This window comes from Vibrio sp. CUB2 (genome assembly GCF_001557945.1).
GTDB classification, from domain to species: Bacteria; Pseudomonadota; Gammaproteobacteria; order Enterobacterales; family Vibrionaceae; genus Vibrio; species Vibrio owensii.
In genome coordinates this window covers 18,448-33,146 of sequence record NZ_LNRB01000008.1, presented here as the reverse complement: position 1 = coordinate 33,146, position 14,699 = coordinate 18,448, and the positions used below count along the sequence as shown (strand labels likewise).

The 14,699-nt window shown below is 46.1% G+C and carries 13 protein-coding genes; 8 read left to right on the top strand and 5 right to left on the bottom strand.

Features of this window, described 5'->3' with window-relative positions; genetic code table 11:
* Positions 1-92 precede the first annotated feature (92 nt).
* Positions 93-809 carry a GntR family transcriptional regulator gene (locus tag ATB78_RS14205; RefSeq protein ID WP_061008974.1) on the top strand — a complete coding sequence of 239 codons (717 nt, stop codon included), beginning with the start codon at positions 93-95 and terminating at the stop codon, positions 807-809.
* Positions 810-861: 52 nt separating this feature from the next.
* Here ATB78_RS14205 and ATB78_RS14200 read toward each other — a convergent pair whose 3' ends face one another.
* The gene (locus ATB78_RS14200; RefSeq protein WP_061008973.1) at positions 862-2,061 is read right to left on the bottom strand and encodes an enolase C-terminal domain-like protein; all 1,200 of its coding nucleotides are present in this window, start codon (positions 2,059-2,061) and stop codon (positions 862-864) included.
* Positions 2,062-2,347: 286 nt separating this feature from the next.
* Here ATB78_RS14200 and ATB78_RS14195 point away from each other — a divergent pair, with 286 nt between their 5' ends.
* The 4 genes from ATB78_RS14195 to ATB78_RS14180 all read left to right on the top strand — a co-directional run bounded on the left by ATB78_RS14195 (position 2,348) and on the right by ATB78_RS14180 (position 6,746).
* A complete protein-coding gene (locus tag ATB78_RS14195) occupies positions 2,348-3,754 on the top strand; it encodes a PTS transporter subunit EIIC (protein ID WP_227742621.1) in 1,407 nt (468 codons plus the stop codon).
* A gap of 75 nt (positions 3,755-3,829) precedes the next feature.
* Positions 3,830-4,795 (top strand): sugar kinase, encoded by a 966-nt coding sequence (locus ATB78_RS14190; protein ID WP_061008972.1) that lies wholly within the window; start codon positions 3,830-3,832, stop codon positions 4,793-4,795.
* 16 nt (positions 4,796-4,811) lie between these two features.
* Positions 4,812-5,450 (top strand): bifunctional 4-hydroxy-2-oxoglutarate aldolase/2-dehydro-3-deoxy-phosphogluconate aldolase, encoded by a 639-nt coding sequence (locus tag ATB78_RS14185; protein ID WP_061008971.1) that lies wholly within the window; start codon positions 4,812-4,814, stop codon positions 5,448-5,450.
* A gap of 171 nt (positions 5,451-5,621) precedes the next feature.
* Positions 5,622-6,746, top strand: a complete 1,125-nt coding sequence (locus tag ATB78_RS14180; protein ID WP_039974016.1) for a carbohydrate porin — start codon at positions 5,622-5,624, stop codon at positions 6,744-6,746.
* Positions 6,747-6,813: 67 nt separating this feature from the next.
* Here the strand turns inward: ATB78_RS14180 and ATB78_RS28465 are convergent, their stop codons facing one another.
* Positions 6,814-7,245, bottom strand: a complete 432-nt coding sequence (locus ATB78_RS28465; RefSeq protein ID WP_080642206.1) for a polymer-forming cytoskeletal protein — start codon at positions 7,243-7,245, stop codon at positions 6,814-6,816.
* Entirely contained in the window at positions 7,149-8,102 is a 954-nt protein-coding gene (locus ATB78_RS14170; RefSeq protein ID WP_061008970.1) for a M23 family metallopeptidase, read from the bottom strand. The genes ATB78_RS28465 and ATB78_RS14170 overlap by 97 nt, the downstream gene beginning before the upstream one ends.
* Before the next feature lie 445 nt (positions 8,103-8,547).
* Between ATB78_RS14170 and ATB78_RS14165 the strand changes: the two genes are divergently transcribed.
* The 3 genes from ATB78_RS14165 (at position 8,548) to ATB78_RS14155 (ending at position 13,079) form a co-directional block, all read left to right on the top strand.
* The gene (locus tag ATB78_RS14165; RefSeq protein WP_061008969.1) at positions 8,548-10,281 is read left to right on the top strand and encodes a hypothetical protein; all 1,734 of its coding nucleotides are present in this window, start codon (positions 8,548-8,550) and stop codon (positions 10,279-10,281) included.
* A 246-nt stretch (positions 10,282-10,527) separates the two neighbouring features.
* Positions 10,528-11,541, top strand: coding sequence for an HlyD family secretion protein (locus tag ATB78_RS14160; protein WP_061008968.1), 1,014 nt, complete (start codon positions 10,528-10,530; stop codon positions 11,539-11,541).
* Positions 11,542-11,546: 5 nt separating this feature from the next.
* A complete protein-coding gene (locus tag ATB78_RS14155; protein ID WP_061008967.1) occupies positions 11,547-13,079 on the top strand; it encodes a hypothetical protein in 1,533 nt (510 codons plus the stop codon).
* Positions 13,080-13,184: 105 nt separating this feature from the next.
* Here the strand turns inward: ATB78_RS14155 and ATB78_RS14150 are convergent, their stop codons facing one another.
* Both ATB78_RS14150 and ATB78_RS14145 read right to left on the bottom strand, forming a co-directional pair.
* Positions 13,185-13,787, bottom strand: coding sequence for a TetR/AcrR family transcriptional regulator (locus ATB78_RS14150; protein ID WP_009706559.1), 603 nt, complete (start codon positions 13,785-13,787; stop codon positions 13,185-13,187).
* A 143-nt stretch (positions 13,788-13,930) separates the two neighbouring features.
* Positions 13,931-14,692 carry an ATP-binding cassette domain-containing protein gene (locus ATB78_RS14145; RefSeq protein WP_005449633.1) on the bottom strand — a complete coding sequence of 254 codons (762 nt, stop codon included), beginning with the start codon at positions 14,690-14,692 and terminating at the stop codon, positions 13,931-13,933.
* Between the last annotated feature and the right edge of the window lie 7 nt (positions 14,693-14,699).

Sequence of the window (14,699 nt, the reverse complement as noted above, 5' to 3'; positions counted from 1 at the left end):
TCTCTATTTTGCTTCTAAGTTTCGGTATTTGGATTATATTGATAAGTAAAAGATGGTATAAATCACCCATTGTCGATAATAATTGAATGCTTATGAAGAAATACGAAGAATTAGTTCAAGATATCATCAGTAAAATTTGCCAAAACGTCATCGATGTGAAGTTGCCGTCTGAGCGTGAATTGGCGGAAAAGTATGATATTTCTCGTTTTTCGGTACGAAAGGCGCTGTCCAAACTTGAAGCGATTGGTATTGTGAAATCCAAAGTAGGTTCGGGTTATTTCGTTAATACCTCAATTATTGGTTCGCCACTCATCTATAATTCGGTCACTGAAAATAAATTTGGAGAGATTTCATACAAGAAAATAAAACTGAATAAACGTCTACCGACTACGCATGAAATGCAGATGTTTTATATCGAGGAAGATGAATATCTGTGGAATATTAAACGTCTGCGATTAATTCAGGGTAAAGTGACACAGATTGAGGAAACAAAATTACCCGTAAGTATGTTTCCTAAAATTACCGAAGAGATTATTGAGAGTTCATTACAGAAACACGTGTTGTCTTTAGGTTTAGAAATCGACAGTTATTTAACCACTTATCAAGCAATTAATGTTTCTAAAGAAGATGCGGATTTATTGGGTTGTAAACGTAATAGTTCCGCGATGAATATTACTAATCGAGGATTCTTAAAAACAGGTGAAGTCTTTGTGGTGAGCGATATTATTGATATTAATTACCAGTGTACTTATCACACCAAGTTTAATCCCGAGAGTCTTAACTACCGAGATCAAAACGACCGCGAGTAGCGGTCGTTTTTTTAGGTCTGCATTTAACGCCATCGCTAGGACAAATGAGGCATTAAGGCGTGTGAATACTGCCGTCTGGTAAACGACTTTGCGTCCATTCGTGTGGGCGGTATTCAACAGGGAAGTCTTGTGCCGCTTCGCGATCCATCTCCACACCGATACCTGCAATTTCAGATGCGTATAGGTAACCGTTGATTGGCTCTGCTGCGTTCGGGAAGACGCGCTGTGTATTGGCTTTGTATTTCACATGTTCTTGAATTGCAGCGTTGTGTAGATGCACATTTAAGTGAGTGTTCACTGCGGCTCCAATAGGCGTCATATCTGGTGGGCAGTGCCAAGCAATACGAACGCCAAAGCTCTCACAGAAATGACCGAGTTTCAATGCTGGTGTGATGCCACCGATTTGCGACACGTGGCAACGGATGAAGTCGACACGGCGATTGATGATCAACGCTTTCCACTCTTCAGGGTTGTTAAACAACTCACCCAAAGCCAAAGATACGCTCGATTGGTTGCGAATATTATCCAACCATTCTGTTTGACTTGGCGGCAAAATATCTTCAATAAAGAACGGGTTATACTGCTCGACTTGCTTCGCGAATTGAATCGCTTGGTTCGGGAACAAACGCTCGTGTACATCGTGAAGAATATGGAATTGCTTGCCATATTTTTCACGTAGGTTTTTGAACATTTCTACCGTGTTTTCAATATATTGGTCTTGGTCGTAGTAAGAACCTTGGGTTGGGTTTTGCGCCGTTTGAATATTTTCTGGCACACCACCATAAAAGCCTAACTGACAACGAATATGTTGATAACCCTGTTCTAAGTATTTATCGACTTGCTCATACAAGCCTTCCATCGTATCGCTGGTGGCATGCGTATATACTTGAATAGCATCACGAGACTTACCACCAAATAATTGATGAAGCGGCATGTTGGCTATTTTTGCCTTAATATCCCAAAGTGCCATATCAACACCAGAAATAGCATTGTTGATCACTGGGCCATTGCGCCAATATGCATTGACCATCATCATTTGCCACAGATCTTCAATATTATTTGCATCTTTACCAATTAATAATGGCCTAAGATATTCATCAACCATGGTTTTTACTGCCAATGGTCGTTGTTGGAATGTCGCACAACCGTACCCCGTTACACCAGATTCTGTTTCTACAATAACAGTAATCAGGTTATGTCTGTCTGGCTTGGTAATCACGCACTCAATATTTGATATGGTATTTTTGTTCACTTCAAACTATCTCTAGTTAACAGGATTTATTTTATATAAGCGTGAAAAAATACAAATTACAAGCGGTAAATTATGCTTAAATTTAACTGGTTCGTTCCTGTTTTGAATTCGGCAAGAAAAACGAACCAATTGGCGAAAAAAGCCGAAAGTTTAATTTTTAGCCGTTTTAATGTGAGTTTAATCACTAATTTGTCGATTGGATAAATACCTCCAGTAGCTAAGATGAGCGCAGTGAATGAGCAGACAAAGCACATAGGAAAGTATGATGCAATTGACACAAACAAACATGGCAACTGGCGATGCGTCGTCAGGTAAGGCAGACAGCTTTAGCATGAAACTACAAGAATTGGTCGCGGCACTTGGCGGCAACGAGAACATTGCTAACATTACCCACTGCATGACCCGCTTGCGCTTCAAGCTGGTGGACGAATCGAAAGCCGACAAAGCAAAACTTGAAGCAATTCAAGGCGTAAAAGGCGTGGTGCTTGGACAAGGTCAGACGCAGGTGATCATCGGTGTCGACGTTGAAAAATGGTACTTAGCCTTGTCCGGAGCAAGTGCAGCACCAGAAGATGCAGAAATCGAGCAAGAGAAAGGCAAGCTATTCCAAAACGCAATGCGCGTGGTGGCGGGCATCTTTGGCCCTGTCGTACCGGCGATTGCGGGTTCGGGCATGTTGATGGGGCTGCTATCGGGCTTAATTGCGACCAACGTGATTTCAGAAAGCTCAGATACCGTTTTCTTCTTCCGTTCGATTTCTCTCGCGGTGTTCTTCTTCCTACCTATGTTGGTCTCTTTCTCTGCGGCGAAAGTGTTTAAAGTGAACGAATACATTGCGTTAGCAGTGGCTGCGGCGATGATGTCGCCAAAACTATTGGAAAAAGCGACCATTCTTTCTGAAGCTGGCAATGCACCGGAATTGAACGTATTTGGTGTGATTCCAATTGAGCTGCTTAACTACGGCGGCGCGATCGTACCTGCGATTCTAGCGGTTTGGGTTCTGTCTAAAATCACCCCTATGGTAGATAAGTTAGTTCCTGCTTCTGCCAAACCAGTATTCACGCCGCTACTTGCTTTCACTGTGACGTCGACTCTCGTACTTTCTGTTGTAGCCCCTGCGGGGATGTGGCTAAGTAACGGCGCAGGTTGGGTAGTGAGCTCATTATTAGAGATCTCACCAACGCTGACGGGCTTTGTGTTTGGTCTAACTCGTCCAATTACCATTGTGTTTGGTATTCACCACAGCATGACGCCAATCAGCTTGAACAACTTCGCGCTGTACGGAAAAGATTTGCTGATGCCAATTATGTGTCTGGGTAACCTAGGTATTGCAGGCGCGACGATGGCGATTTGGTACAAGCAACGTAAATACGCAAGCAAAGAGCAATCTTCAGTAACCGTAAGCTCGGGTGTGACCGCAATCCTTGGCATCACAGAGCCAGCACTATTCGGCGTACTGACTAAGTACACTAAAGCACTATTCATGGCGAGCTTGGCAACGGGTATCGTAGGCGCGATTTCAGTGACTATCGATACTCACCTAACAAGCTACATCCTATCTTCGGTATTCAGCCTGCCTGCTTACTTGGCAAGTGGTACTCAGAACTTTGTTCAAGCGGTATTGGGTGTGATTGGCGTGTTCACGCTGTCATTCGCAATGACCATGATGTTTGTACGCATCGATAATAAATAATCCCTTTCTTCTCTCTATGTAGATCTGTCGTGTCCATTTACGACAGGTCTCTTCAGCATGCTTAAAAGAACTGTTATGAAGACAATCGCAATACTTGGCGAATGCATGATCGAGTTGAACGGCAAGCCGTTTGGCGACATGCAGCAGACGTTTGGTGGCGACACCCTTAACGCGGCGGTTTACCTCAGCCGTTGCAGCCAAGCCTTAGAGGCATCACCGCAAGTGCAGGTGCAATACGTCACTGCCATGGGGACAGATCCACTGAGTGACGGCATGGTGGCGCGTTGGCAACAAGAAGGTGTGGCTACGGAGCTAGTCTTGAGACACGAAACGCGCACGCCGGGCCTATATCTGATTCAGTTGGATGACCAAGGCGAGCGCACTTTTCTTTACTGGCGTAATCAATCGGCAGCGCGCTACTTGCTGCAACACGCTGAGTTTGAACGTGTGGCGGAGTCACTCAAGCAAGTTGATATGGTGTTTGTTAGTGGTATTAGCTTAGCGATTCTGCCTGAGCAAGATCGTATCCAACTGCTTGCGCTTTTGAGTCGTTTGCGAGCTACGGGTGTTGAGATTGCTTTTGATAGTAACTTCCGCCGAGCACTTTGGCCGCAAGACCAAATGAAGACCGTTCAAACATGCTACCAAGCCATGTATCAAACCACAGATTTGGCTTTGGTCACTTTCGATGATGAGCAGCTTATTTGGGGTGATGCAACGGCGCACGACACAATCACGCGCTTGCAGATGCAAGGAGTGAAAAATGTGGTGGTTAAGCTCGGTGCAGAAGGTTGTTTAGTTGCGGATTCAAATGCATCTAAGCCTTACTCTGTGGCAACAACGCCCATAGACAATGTTATCGATACTACATCGGCAGGCGATTCATTTAACGGTGGCTTCCTCGCGACTTACTTGTCGGGCGGCTACATCAAACAAGCGTGCATGAATGGTAATACCCTTGCAGGCACCGTTATTCAGCACAAAGGCGCCATCATCCCACAAGCGGCAACCGATGCGGCGATTGCCCAGTTCAAGAAATAGATTTACAGGAAACAACATGTCGAATTTAAAAGCTCAATTGAAAGCGTTAAAAGTGATCCCAGTGATCGCCATTGATCGCGCGGAAGACATCGTCCCACTGGGTAAAGTTTTGGCAGAAAACGGTCTGCCAGCAGCCGAAATCACGTTTCGCTCCGATGCCGCTGTCGAGGCCATTCGTCTATTGCGTGAGGCGCAGCCAGACATGCTGATTGGGGCAGGCACAGTGCTCAATCGTGAACAAGCTACTGCAGCTAAAGAAGCGGGGGCAACCTTTGTGGTTTCTCCGGGATTTAACCCTAACACCGTTAAAGCTTGCCAAGAGATTGGCATTGATATTGTACCTGGTGTGAACAACCCAAGTGCAGTTGAAGCGGCGTTAGAAGTGGGACTGACAATATTGAAGTTCTTCCCAGCAGAAGCATCTGGTGGCGTCAATATGGTGAAAGCACTGTTGGCTCCTTATGGTGATGTGGAAATCATGCCAACTGGCGGTATCAATCCTTCGAACATTAAAGACTACCTTGCCGTACCGCGAGTGCTAGCGTGCGGTGGCACGTGGATGGTCGACAAAACACTTATCGAAGCGGGCAAGTGGGAAGAACTGGCTCAGCTAACGCGTGAAGCGGTGGAGCTGGTCGCGCAGCAATCTGCTTAATTCTCAATATTCCAAATTTTCCTAACCTCGAGATTTTCGACGGTTAGGGGATACTCAAATAACAACAATAAATCTTACTAAGTCTTTCTTTTTTAATAAGAAGGGGCGGGGCTTTCTGTCTCTAAAATCAGCACATTTACACAATAAAATCTAATACATATAGGGTTTAACATGAACAAAGCACTGAAACTATCTCTGAGCGCCATCGGCGTATGCACGGCACTATCGGCAAATGCGGGCATCAGCATTATCGACAACGAAGACGGTAACTTTTCTATCGGCGGCGACGTTGAATTGAACTTCAACTACCAAGATCGTGAGTCTAATGATTCTGGCGATCAAGAATTCAACCAAGATGGTCGTGTACTGATCGAGTTTGCCGGTGAGAAATTCACAAGCAACGGTCACTACGTTGGCGTGAAAGCGCAGCCTTTGTTTGAAAGCACGGGCGACGTAAATCTTGATGACGCATACTTCGAGTTCGGTAAGAAAGACAGTTGGGCAATCAAAGCGGGTCGTTTTGAAGCTTATGATATGTTCCCTGTTGGTTTGGATGTGTTCCTAGAGTACTCAGGTGATACCTCTAACGAGCTTTACACTGATGGCTCGGCTTACACCTATCAGATGAAAGAAGCGCGCGGCCGCGGATCTGATGGTCAGCTGATGTACAGCCAAAGCTTCGGCAATCTTTATCTGGAACTGAGCACCATGATTGGTGACCGTTCGGATCTTTTCCATGAAGGTACCGATGGCGGAACATACCATGGTCAAGCCATTACAAGCAGCAAAGACTCCTTCTTAGTACGCCCTGTTGTTGCTTACCAAATGGGTGATTTCAGCCTAGCAGCCTCGATGGAAACCAACCTCGTTTCTGATGCGGTGGTGACCGACCAAGGTGTTGATATTTCTGACCGTACTGGTTACGGCTTAACAGGTAACTGGACCAGCGGTGATTGGTCGGTGAATGCAAACGTGGCTTACTTAGATGCGGTTGACGAAAACAACTTCTCGACAGGGGTTAACGCACTGTGGAAAGGGCTAGGTATTGGTTACGTTTACGCGCTGAACGAATACGAAAACAAAGAGATCAAAGACTGGGCAGAAGGCGATGTGAAGGTATCGACGCTTTACGCTTCTTACGAGTTCACGGACGTGCTAGAGGTAGAGAACTTCTCAGTGCTACTGGGTTCTTACTTCACAACCGTTACCAACGATCTTAGCGCGAACTCACCAAGCGAAGCGTTTAAAGAAGAAGACGATTTCGGCGCACGTGTTCGCTTGTTCTACGAATTCTAATTTGGTTTAACGTACGAATCGCAACAACTCAAAAGGGCACAGTCAGTGCCCTTTTTGATATTCTTAATTACGCGCTTTTGCGAGCTTGTGACTTGTCCGTTTTATTGGTTTCAGTGGACTTGTCTTTTAGCGTCACCACTTCTTTTTCTGGTAGTTCTGCAGCCTCTCCGAAGAACTTACCGCCCGCTTCGATACTCAGGTTGTTACTCCAGATTTTGCCACTGACACGGCCTTTTGCTAACACTTGGATGTGCTCTGCATGGCAGTTACCATCAAGCAGGCCATTGACGATCAGTTGTTTGGCGTAGATGTCGCCTTTAACACGGCCACTCTCTGCGACGACCAATGTGCCCTCTACGTGCAATTGGCCTTCGATGATGCCATCAACCTGAATATCGCTTTCTACTTTGAGCTCTCCGCTAACAGAACAGCCTTTGGCGATGAGAGTTGAAGCTGATGAGCCACTCGTTGTTCCACGGTTTTGATTAAAGATTCCCATCGTATTCTTCGCTCCTTGGTAAAGATGTCTTCAAAATTATTGAGGTTCCAATCCACGAATGGCCTTGGGTTTACGGCTCTTCCAATAAATCTCACTTCATAATGAAGGTGAGGACCAGAAGAGAGCCCGGTGTTACCAGAAATGGCGATGAGCTGGCCTTTTTTGACGAACTCACCGGTTTTGACTTTGAACTCTTTCAAGTGGGCATAAGCGCTCGAAAAGCCAAAGGAATGCTGTATACGCAATAAGTTTCCATACCCTTTGCTACTTCGGCGTGTGGTCTCTATTACGCCATCAGCAGAGGCATACACTTTGGTACCAGTGTTAACCGCAAAATCTAATCCTCGGTGCATTTTTGTTTTTTTGGTAACCGGATGAACGCGCTTGCCAAACCCTGATGAAAGCCGTGCTTTACCGACTGGAGAGCCGTTTGGGATCTGGTTGAGCATTACCATTCGAACATTAGACGTGATAGCTGCAGTATCAAAGCGCGCATCCAAACTTTCAGTGTTGGATTCGTTGGCGACACCGAGCACTTTCTCCAATTCACCTAAACGCTCCGAGACCAATTGAACGCGTTCTTCTCGCTCTGAGAGGTCATTCTCAAGCTCTGATTTCAGAGCCTTTAGCTCACTTAACTCCTGACCCATACTGCGCGATTGCTCGGTTAACTTTGCTTGCTCAAGTACGGCGTCATCGACCTGAGAGTAAAGATGATTGATCAAGATAGCGGTTGCGGTTAATCCCAAAATAAATGCCACCAAGCCCGTTTTAAAGTTGCGCTGCATGGCTTTGCTGAAGTACCAATGCTTAGAGCCATTGATGTTGGAAATAGAGATAGTCAGCTGATCTTTCATGGTGATTAATGGCGCGATAGACGTTCAACATTCGTTATTGATAGCTCTGACTTTAAGTAAAAGTACGACCGTCTTCTAGAGGAGGAATCGACGAAAATGTCAGGTCGTGAGCTGTTTTCAGACAATAGAGAAAAATCGGTAATTGGATTTAATATTGCGTGGATTTTGGCCGATAGGGTATAGCATTTATGAAATTTTATTGAGTGACTTGCTAATAGTGTGGTCGCGCAATTTAACCCACTTCACGGTTCATCTTATAAATGTTGGATATCTTAAGAAATTGGCATTCAGCAAATTGATAACTCTGTTAGGCCGTTTATCATGGCATTGCAGATGAATAAATGCCGAAAATTGTCATCCTTCCTAAGCATTTATTCGGGGCTTAATGCTCACTCAAACCAATCTGTTGGTTTGAGGAAATAAAACTAAGACAACGGAGTTGGTCGTGAAAAAACTATTATTAGCTACTGCAGTGGTCGCAGCAGCAGGTGGTGCCGCGTATGTGTACCAAAATAACCTTGCCCAAGGTGAATCTTCAACCTCGCTACTTTCCCAAGTTCCAGCGGATACCTTGTTGATTACCTACCAAACGGAACCTTTTAATCACTACGAATACATGAACGCATTCGGCACGTCGCAGCAGCCACCAATGGGAGAACTGTTCGCAGAAGAAGATCTGACTCCTGGTTTAGAGTTTGCGGTTAACTTCTTGGATGCGTACATGGCAGCGGCGTCTTCTCCTGAGAGCTTAAAAGCCTTCTTGGGTACGGGCGATATGGTGAGCCCAATTATGTACACCCTAGGCCTTGTTCCTGTTTACAAGGTACAGCTAGAGAACCCTGCGGCACTATGGAAAACCTTGGATGAGCAAGAGCAACTTGCTGGCATTCAACACGAATTTGTTAAGTTAGATACGGTTGAGTTCCGCCGCTACGAGCTAACAGATTCGCAAGACCCACAATTGGGTATTGGTCTGGCAGTGGCAGTGGTTAACAACGTGCTGACCGTAACTTTCGACATTCCTGAACTTGGTGTTGAGAACCCACTTAAACTGGCTTTTGGTCTTGAATCTCCGAAGAGCAGCATTGTCGATTCTGGCCGCCTTGAAGCGGTACAAACTAAATACGGTGCGAGCAACAACTCATTCGGTATTTTCGACATCCGCGAAATCATTAAAGGTCTAACGACACTTGATGGCAACAGAATGGCGCGCCAACTGAAGATGGCCGACTCTGACCCAACGCTAGAGCAACTGCGTTCTCCTGCGTGTCACACTGAGTTCACTCAAATCGCTGAAAACTGGCCGCAAATGGTCGCGTTTGCCGAGTACAGTGCGGGTGACGATAAAGCTCGCATCAACGGCAGCTTTGTTGTTGAATCGAAAAACCAAGTGATTCTTGAAGCATTACAATCAGTGCGCGGTGTCTTGGCGGAATCAAATGGTGAGCAGAGCATGTTTAGTGTGGCATTAGGTCTAGACGTTGCAACGTTGGCTCCGGCGATTGGTAAGATCTGGACAGATTTAACAACCCCTGAGTACCAGTGTTCAATCCTAGCGCAAGCGCAAAATGACATGCGTGGCCAAAACCCAGCTCCGGCGATTAGCATGGGCGCGGGTATGGCAAATGGCCTGAAAGGTTTGAGCATGGAAATGTTCGGTCTTGATGTGAACATGAATGGCCAATACGGACCTGAGCTAGGTCAGCTGGATGCGATCTTCTCTATCTCAGCGGACGATCCAAACATGCTGCTGCAAACGGCACAAATGTTCATGCCAGAGTTGGCACAGATTCAAATCCAACCGGATAACCAACCAGTGAACATCGGTGGTCTGCTTGAACCATACGCGGGTAAACCAATGGATGTATTTGCTCGTCTAAACGGCAGCCACCTAACGCTTTATAGTGGTGAGGCAGCAGCGGCAGCAAGTGAGAAAGTCATGGCTCAGCCGCTAACGGCCAATGGTCTATTGAGCTTCACTATGGACTCAGACCGCGTACTGGAAGTGATTGAAACAGCATCGGAAGTGTCTGGCGAGCCAGTGCCGGAAGACGTGAAGATGAGCCTGCAAGGTGAGCTTATCGGTGGTATGGCTTTGGACGTAACCAAAGATGGCATTGTGTTTGACTTCGATTACACAAGCTCAACCAAACCACAAGCGACGGTAGCGCAACAATAAGCGTGATTCACCGGCTTCAATCTCGAAGCATTTCTTCATAATCAAAAGGCGACCTCGGTGTCGCCTTTTTTGTTTTTCTCGCGATAGCCCTCCAACTCCTCCTCTTTCATCCAAAAGTGGCCATCAAATAAGATCGATAAAAATCAGTGAGATGGATCTTTTCTTCTTATCAATGATCAAATGTATCTTTACTAAAACTGTACGGTACAGTACAGTTTGTAAAAATCATTAAGTTGGGTTTCAAAAATGAAGAAGAAAGTCATTGCGTTGTCGCTTGTTATTGGTTCGTTAGTCGCTGCAGGTTGTGCGTTATACCAACCAAATACGGTGACCACTGATAACGCTTATGTTCACTCGGATGTGACGGCGATTTCTCCGGAAGTCGGTGGGCAGGTAAGCCAACTTTTTGTCGAAGATAACCAGTGGGTCAGCAAAGGTGCGCCACTGTTTTCGATTGATGATGAAGACTTCGTTGCCAACCAAGAAATCGCGAAGTCAGCGTTAGATGTCGCAAAAGCTGCGCTGACCGCAAACCAAACCAAAACCGAAATGCAGTTGGTAAAGATTGAGCAGGCGAAGCAGGGCATTCACAGTGCAAGTGCGAACGCGGAACATCAAGCGGCGGAGTTCAAACGTCTTTCACGCTTGGTACAAAAGCAGTCGGTGAGCAAGAACCAATTTGAAGCGCAAAGAACGCGTTCTATTGAAGCGAGCAGCAATCTTGAAACTGCCAAGCTAGCACTAGCCGCTGAACAGAAGCAGCTCGATGCGCTAGTAACAGAAAAGATGCAGCTAACCGCGCAACGTAAGCAAGCCGAAGCGAACCTGAGATTGGTGAATATCGCCCTTGAGCGAACCATCGTTCGAGCGCCATTTGATGGTTATGTGGCAGACAGACAAGTGCAAGTCGGTAAGTTTGTTCAACCGGGCATGGGTTTGATTGTGATGGTGCCGGATTACGTTTGGATTGAGGCAAACTTCAAAGAAACTCAACTAGAGAACGTCGCACAAGGGCAAGATGTAGAAGTGGTGTTAGACATGTTCCCCGATCATCCGTTGCATGGTCGTGTATCTTCTATCACCCCTGCAACAGGCGCGCAGTTTAGTTTATTGCCACCGCAAAATGCGACCGGTAATTTTGTGAAAGTAGTACAGCGTGTGCCAGTGCGTATCGAGTTGGATATCCCACAAGAGCTTAAACAGCGCATCTATCCTGGCTTGTCGGCTGAAGTGTCGATTGAGACCGCAACGCAAGGTTAATCGCCATGAAAACACGTTCACCATTGCTGATTTTTGCGCTGTTCGCCATTGCGGCTTTTGGAATCAATTCGGTGATGTTTACCGAGTTGTCCCACGAGATGGCAGCCACATCCGGTTTGTCCGCAGATGAAGTCGAGTTAGTGAAAATCGGCTTTATGATTACTCAAGTGTTGGGGTTTATGTTTACCCCTATCTTGGTGCGTAAGCTTGGTACGTCACTGCCATTGCATTCTGCATTGCTGGTGGGTTTGGGAACGAACCTTGTGCTCTATTGGACTGGTCAGCATGCTTTGTTGTTTACGCTAACTTGGCTAGTAAGCGGCTTTTTCATGAGCATGTTATTGGTGGTGGTGAATCTTTATCTACTCAATACCTTTGAGCAGCGTTGGTTGCCTGCGATTATTGCGCTGACACTGATCTTCTCAACACTGTTACCAATGGGCGCTTATCCGTGGTTGGTGGCTGAGATTGTCGAAGTGTTTGATTGGTCGTTTTTGAACGTTGCCTCGGCTTGGTTGTACTTTTCAGCTCTAGTGATGATCGGCGTGTATAGGCCTCAGGCGATTGAGATTGAAACTAAGCCAAAGTCTTCAGGTTCGGTGTACCTTGTACTCGCGTTAACGATGAGTTTGGTGGTGTTCCTACTGATGCGTGGCAGCTACTACAACTGGTTGGATTCAGACTGGTTTGTACAGGCTTCTTCAGTGGCTGCGGCACTAGCTTTGTTGGCGGTGTATCAGTTGGTGAAAACGCGCCAATTGGATACTGCGTCGATGCAATTGCACGGTAAGTTAAAGACCAACGTGTTTATGTATAACGCCTTTCTTGCGGGCTTTGCCGTGATGGCAAGTACAGTGCTGTTTGCCAACTTCCTAAAAATGGCGATGCACTACAACAGCCTCAATGCGGGTTATGCACAATTACCGTCGTTTTACGCCATGTTGGTCGGCATGCTGGTAAGTGTATTGGTGTATTACTTCCGCCGCCCTTTAGCGGATGCAGTGGTGCCTTTTGGTGTGCTGATGATTCTGCTGTCGGTGCACGAGTTCAGCCAACTGCCAAGCTTTGTTGGCACAGAGTCACTACCCATCCCAATGCTGCTGCGCGGTTTTGGTGTTGGCTTGTTGAATGTGTCGGTGACGATTGCGGTGCTTATGTACTTCCAAGTAGGACAGCGATTAGAAGGTATTGCTAACTTCTATTTGTTCCGAACCATGGGCGGAGTGATTGGCGGGGCGTTTTTCTCTCGTGTGATTCAAAGCCACAGCGCGCAAGCCTCGGGCGAAATCGGTCGCACTCTGGACGGTTCAAACCATGTGTTTGCGGCGTATGAACAGGCATTGAGCAGTGCGATTCTGACTCATGGTCGCTTACCTAATCCGGCACTTGGGATGAGCCAAATTAGTGCGGTTGTGAAAGAGCAAGCTACGACATTAGCACTGAGCAATTCGTTGGTGATGTTTATTGTCTCTATTTTTGCTCTTGCGCCAATCTTGTTGATTGGTAAGAAGCTAGCCGCAAAACAAGAAGCGCACTGAGGTTATGTAAACAGAGCAAATTGCCAGCCAAACAACTCGGTAGCTAAGCCGTAAAAAAACAAAGGGAGCCAATGTGCTCCCTTTGTTTTTTTAGTTTTGAGGTTCTTATCGCTGATAAAGCTTAAGGAATGCCGCCACGGCTTTTTGGGTGTGCGAATCCAATTCCTCATCGCTTAAGAAATCAAAGCCCATCAGTGCCATGTTCTGGTAATCCATTTTGATCAGCGCGAGTAGTTGACCGCAGGCTAAATCAGCATCGTCAATGTTAAGTTGCTGGCTGATGGTGTCGGTTTTTAGAAACTCAATTAAGTACTGGTGAATGCGCTGCGGCCCAGTTTGCCAAAACTGATTTGGAACCGAGTCATGTTTATTAAAATCAGCAGAGATGATGCGATAAAGCGATAGGATTGGGTTAGAGCAAATACCTCGTAGATACTTCTTCGCGAAGTCTTCTAAGGTTTCTCTGAGTGGTTCATTCTGTTTATCGGCAAGTTGGAAAACGGACTCTAGGCTGATCTTGGTGTTGTGCGCGAGCACTTCAACAAACAACCCTTCTTTGTTGGAAAAGTAACGATACAGGGTCTGTTTTGAACCACCACAAATTGCAACGATTTGATCGAGTGACGTGTCCTTGTAACCCTGTTCAATAAACAGTTCGGTTGCCACTTCGATGATTCGAGTTCTTTTCTTTTCAGTAGATGCGCGCATAACTAAATCAACCTAAATAAAACTGTTCAGTACAGTATCATTATTGCCGCCGAGACACACCGCTTTTCCGTGTTTAGCGCTTCTTCATTGACCAAAATTAAAAAAGGCGACACGAGGCCGCCTTTGGAATCAGATTGGTTACGTTAACGTCGGTAGTACAACGAAATACGGTTGCCGTTAATCTCTTGCACGATAAATGGAATCTCGTAAATATCGCTCAGCACTTCGGCATCAATCACTTCTTCAACCAAGCCCGCTTTAATGACTTCACCAAGTTTCATCGCCACGATATGGTCAGAGTAACAAGACGCAAAGTTTATGTCGTGAATCACGATCACTACGGCTTTGTTCTTCATTTCCGCAAGCTTACGTAGCGTACTCATGATGTCGACGGAGTGCTTGATGTCGAGGTTATTCAGCGGCTCATCCAAGAAGATGTAGTCGGTATCTTGCGCCACCACCATAGCAATAAACGCCATTTGGCGCTGACCGCCAGACAGTTGGTCGATAAAGCGATCTTTCAAATGGTCGATTTCCAGATGCTGCATCGATTCATCAATGATGCGGTGATCTTCTTCTGTTAGACGACCTTGCGAGTATGGGAAGCGGCCAAACGCCACCAAGTCACGCACCGTAAAGCGCATGTTGATGTTGTTCGATTGGCGCAGCACTGATAGGCGCTTTGCCAAGTCTTCGGTATTCCATTGGTCAAGCGGCTTATCACCAATCACGACGCTACCAGCATCGCTTTCTGTTAGTCGGCTCGCCATCGACAGCAAGGTACTTTTACCCGCACCGTTGGGACCAATAATGCTGGTTACTTTACCAAGTGGAAAAAGGGCATCGGCGTTTTTTACCACGTATTTTTCGTTGTATTTTTTGCTAAGACCTTGAATACGGATCATGTGATAA